General features: G+C 62.8%; 17 protein-coding genes. 13 read left to right on the top strand and 4 right to left on the bottom strand.

Annotated features, from left to right (window positions below; all coding sequences use genetic code 11):
• Positions 1-20: 20 nt before the first annotated feature.
• Positions 21-428, bottom strand: coding sequence for a nucleoside diphosphate kinase regulator (rnk, locus tag B7O88_RS08955; protein WP_088275345.1), 408 nt, complete (start codon positions 426-428; stop codon positions 21-23).
• A gap of 288 nt (positions 429-716) precedes the next feature.
• On the opposite strand from rnk, the gene B7O88_RS08950 reads away from it, so the two are divergent.
• The 8 genes from B7O88_RS08950 to B7O88_RS08915 are packed head-to-tail and all read left to right on the top strand — an operon-like array spanning position 717 to position 6,354.
• Positions 717-1,574 (top strand): urease accessory protein UreD, encoded by an 858-nt coding sequence (locus tag B7O88_RS08950; RefSeq protein ID WP_088275343.1) that lies wholly within the window; start codon positions 717-719, stop codon positions 1,572-1,574.
• 15 nt (positions 1,575-1,589) lie between these two features.
• Positions 1,590-1,892, top strand: a complete 303-nt coding sequence (gene ureA, locus B7O88_RS08945; protein WP_088275341.1) for an urease subunit gamma — start codon at positions 1,590-1,592, stop codon at positions 1,890-1,892.
• A gap of 9 nt (positions 1,893-1,901) precedes the next feature.
• A complete protein-coding gene (locus B7O88_RS08940) occupies positions 1,902-2,207 on the top strand; it encodes an urease subunit beta (protein WP_088275339.1) in 306 nt (101 codons plus the stop codon).
• Between the two features lie 21 nt (positions 2,208-2,228).
• Positions 2,229-3,929 (top strand): urease subunit alpha, encoded by a 1,701-nt coding sequence (gene ureC / locus B7O88_RS08935; protein WP_088275336.1) that lies wholly within the window; start codon positions 2,229-2,231, stop codon positions 3,927-3,929.
• Between the two features lie 10 nt (positions 3,930-3,939).
• Positions 3,940-4,425, top strand: a complete 486-nt coding sequence (gene ureE, locus B7O88_RS08930; protein ID WP_088275334.1) for an urease accessory protein UreE — start codon at positions 3,940-3,942, stop codon at positions 4,423-4,425.
• The gene (locus tag B7O88_RS08925) at positions 4,418-5,107 is read left to right on the top strand and encodes an urease accessory protein UreF (RefSeq protein WP_088275332.1); all 690 of its coding nucleotides are present in this window, start codon (positions 4,418-4,420) and stop codon (positions 5,105-5,107) included. The genes ureE and B7O88_RS08925 overlap by 8 nt, the downstream gene beginning before the upstream one ends.
• 13 nt (positions 5,108-5,120) lie before the next feature.
• Positions 5,121-5,765 (top strand): urease accessory protein UreG, encoded by a 645-nt coding sequence (ureG, locus tag B7O88_RS08920; protein ID WP_088275330.1) that lies wholly within the window; start codon positions 5,121-5,123, stop codon positions 5,763-5,765.
• A gap of 1 nt (position 5,766) precedes the next feature.
• Positions 5,767-6,354, top strand: a complete 588-nt coding sequence (locus tag B7O88_RS08915; protein WP_088275328.1) for a HupE/UreJ family protein — start codon at positions 5,767-5,769, stop codon at positions 6,352-6,354.
• A 157-nt stretch (positions 6,355-6,511) separates the two neighbouring features.
• On the opposite strand, the gene B7O88_RS08910 is transcribed toward B7O88_RS08915, so the two are convergent.
• Complete coding sequence (locus B7O88_RS08910; protein ID WP_088275326.1) at positions 6,512-7,423, bottom strand: alpha/beta hydrolase; 912 nt, start codon at positions 7,421-7,423, stop codon at positions 6,512-6,514.
• 118 nt (positions 7,424-7,541) lie between these two features.
• Here B7O88_RS08910 and B7O88_RS08905 point away from each other — a divergent pair, with 118 nt between their 5' ends.
• The 5 genes from B7O88_RS08905 to B7O88_RS08885 all read left to right on the top strand — a co-directional run bounded on the left by B7O88_RS08905 (position 7,542) and on the right by B7O88_RS08885 (position 13,022).
• The gene (locus tag B7O88_RS08905; protein ID WP_088275323.1) at positions 7,542-8,459 is read left to right on the top strand and encodes an AAA family ATPase; all 918 of its coding nucleotides are present in this window, start codon (positions 7,542-7,544) and stop codon (positions 8,457-8,459) included.
• On the top strand, positions 8,429-9,430 hold the full coding sequence (locus B7O88_RS08900; RefSeq protein WP_412779068.1) for a DUF58 domain-containing protein: 1,002 nt from the start codon (positions 8,429-8,431) through the stop codon (positions 9,428-9,430). The genes B7O88_RS08905 and B7O88_RS08900 overlap by 31 nt, the downstream gene beginning before the upstream one ends.
• A complete protein-coding gene (locus B7O88_RS08895) occupies positions 9,427-11,436 on the top strand; it encodes a transglutaminase TgpA family protein (RefSeq protein WP_088275320.1) in 2,010 nt (669 codons plus the stop codon). Before B7O88_RS08900 ends, B7O88_RS08895 begins: the two co-directional genes overlap by 4 nt.
• A 41-nt stretch (positions 11,437-11,477) precedes the next feature.
• Entirely contained in the window at positions 11,478-11,942 is a 465-nt protein-coding gene (locus B7O88_RS08890; protein WP_088275318.1) for a DUF3429 domain-containing protein, read from the top strand.
• A 78-nt stretch (positions 11,943-12,020) separates the two neighbouring features.
• Positions 12,021-13,022, top strand: coding sequence for a hypothetical protein (locus tag B7O88_RS08885; protein WP_088275316.1), 1,002 nt, complete (start codon positions 12,021-12,023; stop codon positions 13,020-13,022).
• 6 nt (positions 13,023-13,028) lie between these two features.
• Here B7O88_RS08885 and B7O88_RS08880 read toward each other — a convergent pair whose 3' ends face one another.
• Positions 13,029-13,370 (bottom strand): zinc ribbon domain-containing protein YjdM, encoded by a 342-nt coding sequence (locus B7O88_RS08880; RefSeq protein WP_088275314.1) that lies wholly within the window; start codon positions 13,368-13,370, stop codon positions 13,029-13,031.
• 101 nt (positions 13,371-13,471) lie between these two features.
• Complete coding sequence (locus B7O88_RS08875; protein ID WP_160003158.1) at positions 13,472-14,599, bottom strand: YbaY family lipoprotein; 1,128 nt, start codon at positions 14,597-14,599, stop codon at positions 13,472-13,474.
• Positions 14,600-14,612 lie beyond the last annotated feature (13 nt).

Raw genomic sequence — 14,612 nt, 5'->3', positions numbered from 1 at the left:
CCCCGGTCAGGGGCAATCACTCAGAGGTGGAAGTCACCGTTGGCTTCCGGCTGATAGAGCACATCGATGATCTTCAGGCGCAGGGGCCGCCCGGCCGGGCCCTGCCAATTGATGCTCTGGCCGACCTTCAGCCCGATCAATGCCATGCCGACCGGTGCCAGTACGGAAATGGTGCCGGGACGGCCCGCCTGATCCGGGTAGACCAGCGTCAGCACAAACTCCCGATCGCTGGCCTCGTCAATGAAACGCACCGTCGAGTTCATCGTAACCACGTCCTTGGGGATCTGCTTGTGGCTGATGACACGTGCGCGCAGCAGTTCGTCCTCCAGCGCTTCGAGCATTTCCAGCGGGGCCGGTATATCGGCCATTACCTTTTCCAGGCGTTGAACATCCAGACGGGTCAGGACGATTGCAGGGGATTTGTTCATGGCGAACGGCACTACTCCTTGATCAGAGTTGGGTAAAAATGAGGTAAGGGAAAACGTCGACAGGACGCCGACCTGTCGACCCTACCAGATTGGCGCGCAGTTGCAAGGCGGTGAGTGTTTCCAATTGTGCTTCATCATGGTGCATGTAAAAGCTGTCCAAATGGTCAGTGAGCTATATTGGTGCGCTGATGGCTGCGCTGTCCTCGTGCGTCCCCCGGAACCCGGGACTCCTTATGTGGCATGGCACTTGCTCTGTAAATCGGGATTATTGATTGGGAACGAGCACGCATGACACACGCCTGGCACCTGGAGCAGCATGACAGCGCTTTGAACTGGCAGGCCGGTTTGCGGCTGGGCTTTGTGCGTTCCGGTGCGCGTACACAACTTGCCCATACCAGTCATCGCGGCCCGCTGCGCGTGCAGCGTCCGTTTACCCCGGAAGGGGTGGATTGCCCGCATCTGTACATTCTGCATCCGCCGGGTGGGCTGGTGAGTGGCGACAATCTGCGTCTGCAGGCCGACATGCAGGAGAACGCTTGTGCTGTCCTGACTACGCCATCCTCCGGCAAGTTTTACCGCGCTCGCGACAACGGCACGCTGCAGGTGCAGCACAACCGTTTTTCCCTTGCCTCCGGCAGCAGCCTTGAATACCTGCCGCAGGACACCATCGCCTTTGAGGGCTGCCACGCTCGCATGATCACCCGCATCGATCTGGCCGTGGACGCTCGCTGCGTGGCCTGGGATCTGCTCTGTCTGGGCCGCCCTGCAGCGGGAGAGGGCTTCAGCTATGGTCAGGTAGACCAGCGGCTGGATGTCTGGCGCGATGGCCGTCCGATCTATATCGAGCGCAATCAGTTTGTCGGTGGTGACCCGCTGCTGGAAGCACGCTGGGGCCTTGGCGGCTGCGGCGTCAGTGGTACCTGGCTGGCGACCGTGCAGCTGGACCGTCAGCAGATGGATGATCTGCGTGACAGCGTGACCGATTGCCCGGAGCTGGCGCTGACCCTGCGCAACGGGCTGCTGATTGGGCGTTATCTTGGCCTGCATGCCGAGCATGCGCGCAATACCTTTATTCGTCTGTGGCGGCAGCTGCGTCCGTTGATCAACGGGCGTGAACCCTGTGCACCACGTATCTGGAACACTTGAGATGGAGCCCTCTTCATGGAGCTGACCCCCCGCGAGAAAGACAAGCTGCTGCTGTTTACCGCCGCGCTGCTGGCGGAGCGCCGGCTGGCCCGTGGCGTAAAGCTGAATTACCCCGAGTCGATGGCCTATATCAGCGCCGCCATCATGGAAGGCGCGCGCGATGGTCGCAGCGTAGCCGAGATGATGAGTTATGGCCGCACGCTGCTGACCCGCGAGCAGGTCATGCCCGGTGTGCCGGAGCTGCTGGCCGAGGTGCAGATCGAAGCCACCTTCCCGGACGGCACCAAGCTGGTCACCGTTCATAACCCGATTCCGTAGGAGCCCATCATGATTCCAGGAGAAGTGCAGACCCGCCCCGGCGTGCTGCAACTGAACGAAGGACGCGAAACACTGGTGATCAGCGTTGCCAACAGCGGTGATCGTCCGGTGCAGGTCGGCTCCCATTACCACTTTGCCGAGACCAACCCGGCGCTGCAGTTTGATCGCGATGCGGCGCGCGGTTTTCGTCTCAATATCGCCGCCGGCACCGCGGTGCGCTTTGAGCCGGGGCAGAGCCGCGAGGTAGAACTGGTAGCGCTGGCAGGTGAGCGCAAGGTCTATGGCTTCCGTGGCGACGTCATGGGCAGTCTCTGAGCAGATTGGGAGAAGCGAACAATGGAAATCAGCAGACAGGCCTATGCGGAAATGTACGGCCCAACCACCGGCGACCGCGTTCGCCTCGGTGATACCGAGCTGTGGATCAGTGTCGAGAAGGACCTGACCCGCTACGGCGAAGAAGTGAAATTCGGTGGCGGCAAGGTCATCCGTGATGGCATGGGCCAGAGCCAGCGCACCCGCGCCGAGACGCCGGATACGGTCATCACCAACGCATTGATCGTTGATTGGTGGGGCATCATCAAGGCCGACGTGGCGATCAAGGATGGCAACATCCAGGCGATCGGCAAGGCCGGAAACCCGGACATTCAGCCCGGCATCGACATCATCGTCGGCCCGAGCACCGAGGTGATTGCCGGTGAGGGCATGATCCTTACCGCCGGCGGTATCGACGCGCACATTCACTTTATCTGCCCGCAGCAGATTGATGAGGCGCTGATGTCGGGCGTCACCACCATGATCGGTGGCGGCACCGGCCCGGCCACCGGCACCAACGCGACGACCTGTACGCCGGGTGCCTGGCATATCGGCAAGATGCTGCAGTCGGCCGAATGCTTCCCGATGAATCTGGGTTTTCTCGGCAAGGGCAACGCCAGTCTGCCGGACCCGCTGGAAGAGCAGATTCAGGCCGGTGCCATGGGCATGAAACTGCACGAAGACTGGGGCACCACTCCAGCGGCGATCGACTGCTGCCTGAGCGTGGCCGATGCCTTCGACGTGCAGGTGGCTATCCACACCGATACCCTGAACGAATCCGGCTTTGTTGAAGACACCCTGGCGGCCATCAACGGCCGGGTGATTCACACCTACCACACCGAAGGCGCTGGTGGTGGCCATGCGCCGGACATCATCAAGGCCTGCGGCGAATCCAACGTGCTGCCGTCCTCGACCAACCCGACGCGGCCCTACACCATCAACACGGTCGATGAGCACCTCGACATGCTGATGGTCTGCCACCACCTTGATCCGGCCATTGCTGAAGACGTGGCCTTCGCCGACTCGCGCATTCGCCGCGAAACCATTGCCGCTGAAGACATCCTGCATGACCTGGGCGCCTTCTGCATGATCTCCTCCGACTCCCAGGCCATGGGCCGGGTCGGCGAGGTGATCACTCGCACCTGGCAAACCGCGCACAAGATGAAAGTCCAGCGTGGCCCGCTGGAAGGCGACGATGATTGGTCCGATAACGCGCGGGTCAAACGCTACATCGCCAAGTACACCATCAACCCGGCCATCACCATGGGCGTCGGTCATGTGGTCGGCTCGATTGAAGTCGGCAAGCTGGCGGATCTGGTGCTGTGGAAGCCTGCCTTCTTCGGCGCCAAGCCGAGCCTGATTCTCAAGGGCGGGGCCATTGCAGCGGCGCCTATGGGTGATCCGAATGCCTCCATCCCGACGCCACAGCCGGTGCATTACCGGCCGATGTTTGGCGCCTTCGGCCGGGGCATGGACACCACCTGTCTGACCTTCGTCTCGCAGGCGGCGATTGATGCTGGCGTGGCGGAAAAGCTGGGCCTGAAGCGTCGTCTCGAGGCCGTGCGCAATACACGCAATATCAGCAAGGCCGACATGAAACTGAACGATTATCAGCCGGACATCAGCGTCGATCCGCAGACCTATGTGGTCAAGGCCGACGGCGTTGAGCTGCTCTGCGAGCCTGCTGATGAGCTGCCGTTGGCGCAGCGTTACTACCTGTTTTAAGGAGAGCACGATGCTGGAATGTCATGCCTGGCTGGAAGAGTCCGGCCCCCATGACCACGTACTGGAACTGACCTACGAGCTGCGCACCCGCAGCCGTCTGCGTGCCAAGACGGTTGCCGGCGACGAAGTCGGTTTGTTTCTGCCACGTGGTCGCGTGCTGGCGCAGGGCGATCGTCTGCAGTGCCTCGATGGCAGCGTGCTGATGATTGCCGCCGCACCGGAAAAACTCTCGCGCGTGGTCTGTGACGACACCCTGAAACTGGCCCGCGCTGCGTATCACATGGGCAACCGCCACGTGGCGCTGGAGGTGCATGCGACCGAGCTGCGCTACCAGTGCGATCACGTGCTGGACGCCATGCTGGTGGGCTTCGGGCTGGAGGTCGAGCAGATCACCGCGCCGTTCAACCCGGAGAAGGGCGCGTATCACAACCACAGTCACAGCGTAGCCACGCCGGCCGCGCCGCTGCTGCGCCTCGCTGGGCATGCCCATGGCTGAGGTGAGCCCGGTCGCTGACCTGGCCCTGTTGCGCGTGCTGCAGCTGGCCAGCCCGGCGCTGCCGATTGGTGCCTACGCCTACTCGCAAGGGCTGGAGTACGCCATCGAGCAGAACTGGGTGAGTGACATCGACAGTGCCGCCCACTGGCTGGGCGGTTTGCTTGGTCACTCGCTGGCGAAGCTGGATATTCCGTTGCTGCTGCGCCAGTACGATGCGCTGGAGCGTGATGATGAAGGCGCGCTGTTTTCCTGGAACGACTGGTTGTTGGCCAATCGGGAAACGGCAGAGTTGTACCTTGAAGACAGCCAGCAGGGCGGGGCGCTGCTGCGTCTGCTCAAATCGCTGGCGGTGCCTGCGGCGATGGAATGGCCGCAGGGCGAGCCGATTGCGCTGATGACCGCATTGGCGATGGCCGGGCAGCACTGGCAGACCGGCGCTCGTGCGCTGGCACTGGGCGCGCTCTGGAGCTGGCTGGAGAACCAAACCGGCGCCGCAACCAAATTGATTCCGCTCGGGCAGACCGACGCCCAGCGGTTGCTGGATCGCATGCTGCCCGATTTGCCTGCGGTGGTGGATACCGCCGCCACACTGTCCGCCGATGATCTCGGCGCAGGATTACCGGGCCTGGCCTTTGCCAGCGCCCGCCATGAACATCAATACACCCGATTGTTTCGATCTTAAGGAGCACTGACACATGACTTCCAGACCTGCACTGCGGGTAGGCATCGGCGGACCGGTCGGGTCCGGCAAGACCGCGCTGGTTCGCACCCTTTGCGAGCGCCTGTATCCGCACTACAACCTGGGCGTGATTACCAACGACATCTACACCCGCGAAGACGCCGATTTTCTGCTGCGCCATCAGGCGCTGCCGGAAGACCGCATTCTCGGGGTAGAAACCGGCGGCTGCCCGCACACCGCGATTCGTGAAGACGCCTCCATGAATCTGGCGGCGGTGGCCGAATTGCAGGAACGCTTCCCGGACATGGAACTGGTGCTGGTGGAGAGCGGTGGTGACAACCTGGCTGCGACCTTCAGCCCCGAACTGTCTGATCTGACCCTCTACGTGATCGACGTGTCTGCCGGCGACAAGATTCCGCGCAAGGGCGGCCCGGGCATCACCCGTTCCGACCTGCTGATCATCAACAAGACCGACCTGGCCCCGCTGGTTGGTGCCGATCTGGATGTGATGGACCGTGACGCCAAGAAGATGCGCGGCGAGCGTCCGTTCGTGTTCTCGAATCTCAAGAGTGGTCAGGGCGTGGACCAGATCATCGAATTTATCGTACGTCAGGGCATGCTCAAGGCTCTGCCGGACACTGCACAGCAACAAGGAGCCTGACATGACACTGTTGAACAAACGCCTTGGCTTGATTGCCACTCTTGCCCTGCTGCCTGGACTGGCACAGGCGCACCCCGGCCATGATGTCTCGGGACTGGCCGCCGGGATCACGCACCCGTTGATGGGCATGGATCACCTGCTGGCGATGGTGGCTGTTGGTCTGTGCGGCGCCAAGCTGGGCGGTGCTGCCCGCTGGCTGCTGCCGCTGCTGTTCGTTGCCGTGATGCTGGTTGGCGGGGCGTTGGCGATGGCCGGTGTTCACCTGCCGGGCGTTGAACTGGGCATCGTCGGGTCGGTCATCGTACTGGGCGCGCTGCTGGTTGTTGTGCAGCGTGGCCAGACTGCGCCGGTGGCGCTGCTGGTGGCTGGCTTCTCGCTGTTCCACGGCTACGCCCACGGTGCTGAAATGCCTGCTGCTGCAGGTGCGCTGAGCTACGCGCTGGGCTTCGCGGTCGCTACCGCGGCACTGCACGCAGCCGGTCTGTTTGGCGGCCTGTGGCTGCAGGAGCGCAAGGCCGCGCGCGTCGTGATGGGCAGCCTGGGCGCCCTGATCAGTCTGGCTGGCGTCGGTATGGCCGTCGGCATGTAATCGGCTGCGGTACCGGCGGCGTTGACCCGCCGGTACCGCGTCTCTGCGCTTAACCTCTTCGTTCCCTTTCCTTCCAGCATCGCCCGGCCTTCTCGGATTTTTCGGTTTGTCCGGTTGACGGCGTTGCCCTGACTTCCCTTGCTTGTGCCGTTCTTTCCTAGTTGGTTCGGGCTGAGGCGACAGCCGGATCCGTGCTGACTTGCTGCCCGCCGTCCCGCGTGCCGTGCCTACTTATGAAGCCGGTGATCTGCTCAATCATCGGAGCCCGGTCCTGAAAGGGCGCTGCCAGTGTGAGCAGAATTTTGATGTGCCCCATGTCGCTCAGAATCGCGCTTTGCGTGGCAACCTGATAGTTGCTCAGGGCCTCGGCGAGTTGCCGGGTGTTGCGCTGCGGGTCAACCAGGCTGTCATCGGCTCCGGCAAGCAGCAGGGCCGGCGGGCTGGCGGCACTGGCGTGGACCAGCGGCTGGGAGTCGACCGGCGTTTGCGGGTGATAGAAAACCGGCTGCACATTGGGGTTGATGATCGGCAGAAAGTCATAGGGCCCGGCGAGACCGATCCAGCCACTGAGCACCTCGGGGGCAAGTTGTTCCTGTGCCAGCCAGCGCGGATCTAGCGCGAGCATGGCGGCGTTGTAGGCGCCGGCACTGTGGCCCATGACGAACAGCGGACCGGCTGGGCTTTGCCAGTTGCTGCGGTTGGCCTGGGTCCAGGCCAGTGCCTTGGCGCTGTCGCGCAAAAAATCGGGATAGCGGACCTCGGGATACAGCCGGTAGTCCGGGATCACGGTGATAATGCCGCGACTGGCCAACGCCTGGCCGACAAACCGGTAATCGGCGCGTTCGCCGTTGCGCCAGCTGCCGCCGTAATAGAACACCACCACCGGGGCGTTGGCTTTCAGGTCCGTCGGCAGGTATACGTCGAGCCGCTGGCGTGGCAAGTCACCGTAGGGCAGATCGGTGAGGGTTTTGTAGCCGTTTTCAGGCACCAGCCAATTGACCGGGGCCAGCGCCGAGCAGCCGCCCAGCAGGCTTGTCAGCAGCAGGACCATCGTGCGAAACAGTGACATTCAACCCCCTCGGATTTCCTGATGGGTGATGTGCAGGCTGTTACAAGCTATTGCATTTGGCTTTCGCGTAACAGCGCTTGCACCTACCATGGCATGGTAGCCCGGAGAAGAGGTAAGCATGAAGGATGTGTTGAGTGCGGCGCAGGACGCCATAGGTGAGGTGCTGCTGGGCAAATCCCAGGCGATCAAGCTGGCGCTGGCCTGCATTCTGGCCAAGGGGCATCTGCTGATCGAGGATCTGCCCGGCATGGGCAAGACGACGCTGTCGCAGGCGCTGGCCCGGGTACTGGGCATGAGTTACCAGCGTATTCAGTTCACCAGTGACCTGCTGCCCGGTGACATCCTCGGCACCTCGGTATTTGACCGCAATACCGCCCAGTTTGTGTTTCATCCCGGGCCCATCTTTGCCGAGCTGGTGCTGGCCGACGAGATCAACCGTGCGACCCCGAAGAGCCAGAGCGCCTTGCTTGAAGCAATGGAGGAAGGCCAGGTGACGGTTGACGGGGCGACCCGCCCGCTGCCCGATCCGTTTTTCGTGATCGCCACCCAGAACCCGGTTTCCCAGTCCGGCACCTTCGCGCTGCCCGAGTCGCAGTTGGATCGGTTTCTGATGCGTCTGTCGCTCGGTTACCCCAGCGAGGCGGCCGAGAAGAGCCTGCTGCAGGGCGATGCACGCCGGGTCCGCCTGGACGCCATCAGAACCGTGCTCGGCCGTGAGCAGCTCTGTGCACTTCAGGCGCTGGTGCCGCAGGTTACCGCCAGCGATGCGCTGATCGACTACATCCTGCGGCTGGTCAATCACACCCGCAACAGTGACGCCTGCGCCTGGGGCTTGTCACCAAGGGCCAGTTTGGGCCTGCTGGCCGCAGCCCGTGCCTGGGCACTGCTGGAACAGCGCAATTACGTCATCCCCGAAGATGTGCAGGCGGTATTGCCTGCGGTGGTCAGCCATCGTCTGCGCGCCACCCACGATCCGGCCGGGCATGGCGGCGACAGCCTGGCGCGCTGGTTGCTGAGCGAGGTGTCGCCGGTGTGAGCGAAGCAATACGTGAGCGCCTGCGCCAGTGGCACCGTGGCTGGTTGCGCCGCCGCATACCGCCGGCGCAGCAGATTCGGCTCGATCACCGGCGTATTTTCATTATCCCGAGCAAAGCTGGCGCTGGCTTTCTATTGCTGCTGGCGATCATGCTGGTAGGCGCCATCAACTACCAGAACAGCCTGGTATATGGCCTGACCTTCACGCTGCTCAGCCTGTTCTGGGTGGCCCTGCATCATACTTACCGCAATCTGGCCGGGGTGCAGCTCAGGGCAACCGGTGGCAGGCCGGTGTTTGCGGGGGAGCAGGCCCCGCTGGGCCTGGTGCTCAGCAGCTCGCGGCGGGAACATCAGGCACTGCGTCTGAGCTGGCCGCAGGCTGGCTTGCATACGGTTGATGTGCCCGCCGGCGGCGAGCAGGCACTGACCCTGTATTACCCGACCAATCATCGTGGCTGGTTAATACTTGAGCGGCTGAGGGTCGAGACGCGTTTTCCGCTTGGCTGGTTTCAGGCCTGGAGTCTGGTCGATCTGGACTGGCAGGTGCTGGTCTACCCCAGACCGGTCAGCCGCCCGTTGCCGCGCGGCAGTGCGCCGGAGGGCTCGGAGCACGATCAGGATCAGGCGCTGGTCGAAGGGGTGGACGATTTTCAGGGGCTGCGCGCCTATCAGCCGGGTGATTCGCGCAGGCGTCTCGATTGGCGCGCCTGGTCGCGCGGCCAGGGCCTGCACAGCAAGATATTCGCCGAGCCGCAGCAGCAGAGCCTGTGGCTTGACCTGACCAGCGCGGTCGGGCGTGATCTGGAGGAGCGGCTTGGGGTAATGACCGGTTGGGTGCTGGCGCTGGAGAACGCTCGCCGCGCCTACGGACTGAGCCTGCCGGGCCAGCGTATCGAGCCGGCGCTAGGCCCTGCGCATCGCGAGCAGTGCCTGCGAGCGTTGGCGCTGTATGGTCTGGAGCCGCAGCGATGACCGCGCTGATTCCGCGTAACAGTCTTGCCTGGCTGTTGATTGCCCAACTGGTTGTACTGGTGCCGCATTTGCCCCGCCTGCCCTGGTGGATCGCGGTGCTCTGGCTGGGTTGTGCACTTTGGCGGGTGCAGATTCAGCGTATGCGCTGGGGCTATCCCGGGCGTTTGCTGCGCGTAGGCGGGCTGCTGTTGATCGGGCTGGCGGTGTATGTCTCCCAGGGTACGCTGATCGGGCTGGATGCCACCGTGATGGTGCTGCTCCTGCTGTTCATGCTCAAGCTGCTGGAAATGCGCAGCCCGCGTGACGCGCTGGTGGTGATTTACCTCGGCTTCTTCATTGTCGCGACCGCGTTTCTGTTTGATCAGGGCATTCCGCTGGCCCTCTACCAGGGATTCTGCACGCTTATCCTGGTGGCTGCTCTGGTCGGTCTGCAGCAAAGTCCCGCGCGTAACGACCCGGCAGCCGCCTTGCGCCGGGCCGGCGTGATGGTGATGCAGGCGCTGCCGTTGATGCTGGTGCTGTTTCTGTTCTTTCCCCGGCTGGCACCGCTGTGGTCGGTCAATGTACCCGGCAGCAGCGCCCGCACCGGCCTGTCCGAGAGTATGGCGCCGGCGGACATCGCCAATCTGGCGCAGTCGCCGGAGCTGGCCTTTCGGGTTGAGTTCGACGGACAGGTGCCGTCGGCATCGACGCTTTATTGGCGGGCAATGACCCTCAGTCGCTTTGATGGGCGCACCTGGTCCTACGATCAGCGTCTGGAACAACGTACCGCGCCACCCCCAGATACGGCAGGCGCTGCGCTCGTTTATCAGGTGGTTGCCGAGCCCAGCGGTCGCAACTGGCTGTATAGCTTAAGCGGGAGCGTCAGCAGTACGCCCCAGGTCAACCGGCTGGCCGATGACACCTTGCGCGCCTTGCGGCCGCTCAGTGGTACCTTCGCGTACACGGCCACGGCCCATAGCGATGCCCTGCTGCAACCGGAAGGGCTCTCGGTCAGTGAGCGTCGCCGTGAGCTGCAACTGCCGCCCAGCGGTGACCCGCGTGCCCGTGCCTGGGCCCGACAGCTGCGTGCCGAGTATGGCAGTGATGCGCAACTGATCCAGGCGGTGCTGGCGCATTTTTCCGAGCAGCCGTTCTATTACACGCTGCAGCCGTCGCCGCTTGGCCAGCATGCCAATGACGAGTTCCTCTTCGATTCCCGTCGTGGTTTCTGTGAGCACTACGCCGGTGCCATGGCATTCGTTCTGCGTGCGGCCGGGATTCCGGCTCGTATCGTCACTGGCTATCAGGGCGGCGAGCTGAATCCCAGGGGTGGATATTTACTCGTACATCAGTTTGATGCCCATGCCTGGGTTGAGGCGTGGCTGCCGGGAACCGGGTGGACCGCCTTTGATCCGACCTTTCAGGTTGCTCCCACGCGCATCGAGCGCGGACTGGAAGAGGCCATGCGCGAGGAAGGCAGCTTCCTCGCCGAGGCGCCGCTGTCAGGAGCGCGCTACCGCGGTGTCAGTTGGCTCAACAGCCTGCGCCTTAGCTGGGATGATCTGAACTATCAGTGGCAGCGGCGGGTGCTGAATTTTCGCTCGGAGGAGCAGCTGGCCCTGTTCCGACACTGGCTTGGCACTGCCGACTGGCAGCGGATCGGTGTGATTGTGCTGGCGCTGGTGTTTACCCTGATGGCAGTGCAGGCGTTTTTCTGGCTGCGGCCCGCCCGGCGTACCGGCACACCGGCGCAACGCGCCTGGCAGCAGCTTGATCGGCGTCTGCGCCCGCTTGGCCTTGGCGCGCAGGCCGGGGAGGGGCCGCGGGACTGGCAGCAGCGTATTGGGTGCGCACTGCCCTCGCAGGCTGACCTGCTGGCAGCGTTTTTTGACTGCTTCGTTGCCCAGCAGTATGCGGGTGGTAACGCTGATGCGGCGCTGCTGCGCGCGCACCTCAAGCGGTTGGTGCGTAATCTGCCACGGCGGCGTTCGGCGGGCTTGCCAGTCAAGCGTCGACTCTTATAATCGATTGGGCCTATCCCGGCATAGTTGGCAGCGGAGTTTGCATGCATCCATTTGGCGCAACGCGTCCCCCTCGTCTGGCGTTAGGGCTTGGTCTGGCGGGGCTCATTCCCTTTGTAACCGGGGCATTGGGCCTTTGGCTCACACCCGAGGCCTGGCGCGACAGGGTGCTCGAGGAGCTGCTGGCCTATGCCGCGATCATTCTGGCGTTCATGGGCGCCATTCACTGGGGCCTGGCGATGCGCGCCGAGGAGAACAGCGACAAGGCTCCTGTTCAGCTGGGGCTTTCGGTTATCCCGCCGCTGCTCGGCTGGGTAGCCTTGGCATTGCCTAACGTCCTCGGGCTGCCGGTCATTCTGGTCGCCTTTGCAGCGTTGTATTTTGCCGACATCTGGGCGGTCAATCACGGGGTCGCGCCAGTCTGGTACCCGGCGCTGCGCAAGCCGCTGACGATTATCGTGGTCTGTTCGCTGCTGGTTGCCTGGCTGGCAACGCTGGTGGTGGGCTGAGGTTCACTGTTTCGGGTGATGGGCGCGCAGGGCAGGGTGTGATCAAGTAGGTCGCACACTTGTTCATGCGGGCCTGCCGTGCAATCCGATCTGTCTTTCCATTACGTTGATGGGCGCTGGCTGTTGGCGCTCTATGCGGTTATCCCGCTTTCGTTTGCCGTCATCGCGTTCGATGCGCTGGTGTTGCAGCGAGCACTGCTGCACAACCTGCTGCCGGACGACCCCGATGACTGGGCACTGTGGGCGTTGCTGTTCGGCCTGCCGCATATCATCGCCAGCGCACTGACGCTGTCGGATCGCACTTACCTGCGGCATTACCGTCGGCAACTGCTGCCGGCATTGCTGGCATTTCTGCTGATCTGTCTGGTCGGATGGTATGGGCCGCAACCGCTGAGCTATCAGTTGCTGTTTGTGTTCTTTGCCGGCTTTACCGTCTTGCATGTGCTGTCGCAGCAGCTGGGCATTGCCCTTGTGCTGAGCGGGCGCAGACCAGGACGCCTGTTTCGTTTGTGGAAGTGGGTAGCCGTCGCCGCGGGTCTGGCGATCTATCTGAACGTTTATGGGGGGCAGTATCTGGGGCATTTTCGGGTCGCCGGCACGGATGTCTATGCGTTGCTGGCCGGGTTGGCTGGTGCCCTTTGTGTGATCTTGCTGCTGTTGACCTGGCGGTTGGCGGGGGCTTGCGAAGGGCGCCTCGGGTGCTGGTTTATCTGGGCCAATGGTGCGCTGCTGGTCAGTGCACTGATGATCAATCAGTTGGGGTACACCTTGCTGGTGATCCTGATGCCGCGCCTGATACATGACCTGACGGCATTCAGCGTTTACATCACCCATGACCGCAACCGGCAGGTGAGAACGTCAGCAGGCTGGCTGTATCGCTGGCTGCCATCGGCCGGTATGACGCCGTTCGTGGTGCTGCCTGCAGCGTCGATCCTGATTGCCTGGTTTCTTAACAGCTATCAGCAGCATGCCTTCATCGGGATCGCAATCCTGCTGATTTCGTTCATGCACTATTACTGGGAAGGGTTTGTCTGGCGCGGCGAAAGCCCGTTACGTCAGTACGTATGCTTTCGCCGCTGACTGGCCTCAGACCTTTTTGACGAACTCTGACTTGAGGTTCATCGCGCCGATACCGTCGATCTTGCAGGCGATGTCGTGATCACCATCGACCAGGCGAATATTCTTGACCTTGGTGCCGACCTTGACTACCAGCGATGAGCCCTTGACCTTGAGGTCCTTGATAACGGTCACTGTGTCGCCGTCCTGCAGCGGATTGCCGTTTGCATCCCTGATACCTGAGTCGTTGGAGGCTTGCGCGTCTGCTGTCTCTGCCGACCATTCATGGGCGCATTCCGGGCAGATGAACATCAAACCGTCCTGGTAGGTGTAGGGGGACTGACAGGCAGGGCATTGGGGCAGATCACTCATGCGGGTACCTCGGTATGACGGGATTGACCCTGCGGAGTACAGGGTCATTGGCGCCGGCATAATGCCCGATAGCGGCCTGACTGTCCATGCTGCAGCTGATGTTATAGGGCTTCTGCGACGATCTTGCGGCCATCTGCCGCGATCAGAAGAAGTTGGCCCTGTGCATCGATATCGAAGCGCGACAGCTGCTGCAACACGTCGAACAACGCCTGATCCTGAGCCATCAGCTCATCCATGCAGGCTTTCTGGGTGGCTGCAATCGCGCTGGTGGTGAGGTTCTCTCCGGTTAATTGATAGCCGGAGGAAAAGGCGTTGCAGGCACCCTGACCACCCATACGTCCGTCCGCGGTGAAGCTGAGGGTTACCGGGGTGTCGCTTTGCACTGCCTTGTCATCGATATGCTGCACTTTCCAGGTGTGTTTGGTCAGCAGGGCTTCCGGCGCACCGCCGCAGCCGGTCAGCTCTGTCGCTTCGCGCTGAACCCGAACCCGGTAGGGGTATGGCATGCCGGTCATGCTGTCGTGGCACAGCGCCGGGGTTAGCTCGACAACCATCTGATGTGTCGTTCCGGCATCAAGGCGTATGGTGTCGCCCTGACGGGTTGCCGTCGGCGTCGGTGTAAGCTGGGCGGCGCTGCTGTCCTGACGGGTCAGACGCATCCGCTCGCTGTCGATCGTCAGCATCCAGCCGGGCTCGTTACCCCGTGCCTGCAGCGGCAGCAGGGAGCCGGCGTCAATCACCTCGGCGTCTTCCGCTACCTGCCCGCTGACTTTGATCATCATCAGGGTGCCCAGGTCGTTGATCGCCTGACTGAGGTCAATCGGGTAGTGGGTGTCGGTAGTCCACAGCAGCTTTGCGTCGGTCCCGCGAATCTGGCCGGACACGGTGTAGGTCGCCTGCGGCAGAAACATGCGGGGTTCCACCTTGAGCTCGAACGGCACCGGAACCGACATGCCGATCAGCGTGGTCTTCTGCTCCGCCAGCACGGTGGCCGGGGCGTCGGCGCGGGACACATCCAGCAGCCGGACGTGGGCGACGCTGCCCGGTGGCAGGGCAATACGCTCGCGGTAGCTTATTGCTCCGTTCACCTGCCTGGTCTGTGGCACCACTTGCTGGTCAGTCGTGGTGGCGGGCGTGCTGTCGGTTTCCGGGGCGGCGTTATGGGCGCAGCCCGCCAGCAGGCTGCCGAAGGCTGCAGCCAGCAGCAATCGTGAGGGGGAAAGCAGCATGGTAAGTCCTCTT

The sequence above is a fragment of the Halopseudomonas aestusnigri genome (assembly GCF_002197985.1).
GTDB classification, from domain to species: Bacteria; Pseudomonadota; Gammaproteobacteria; order Pseudomonadales; family Pseudomonadaceae; genus Halopseudomonas; species Halopseudomonas aestusnigri.
Note: the sequence above shows the minus strand (reverse complement) of the source record. Positions and strands in the feature narration are given on the sequence as shown.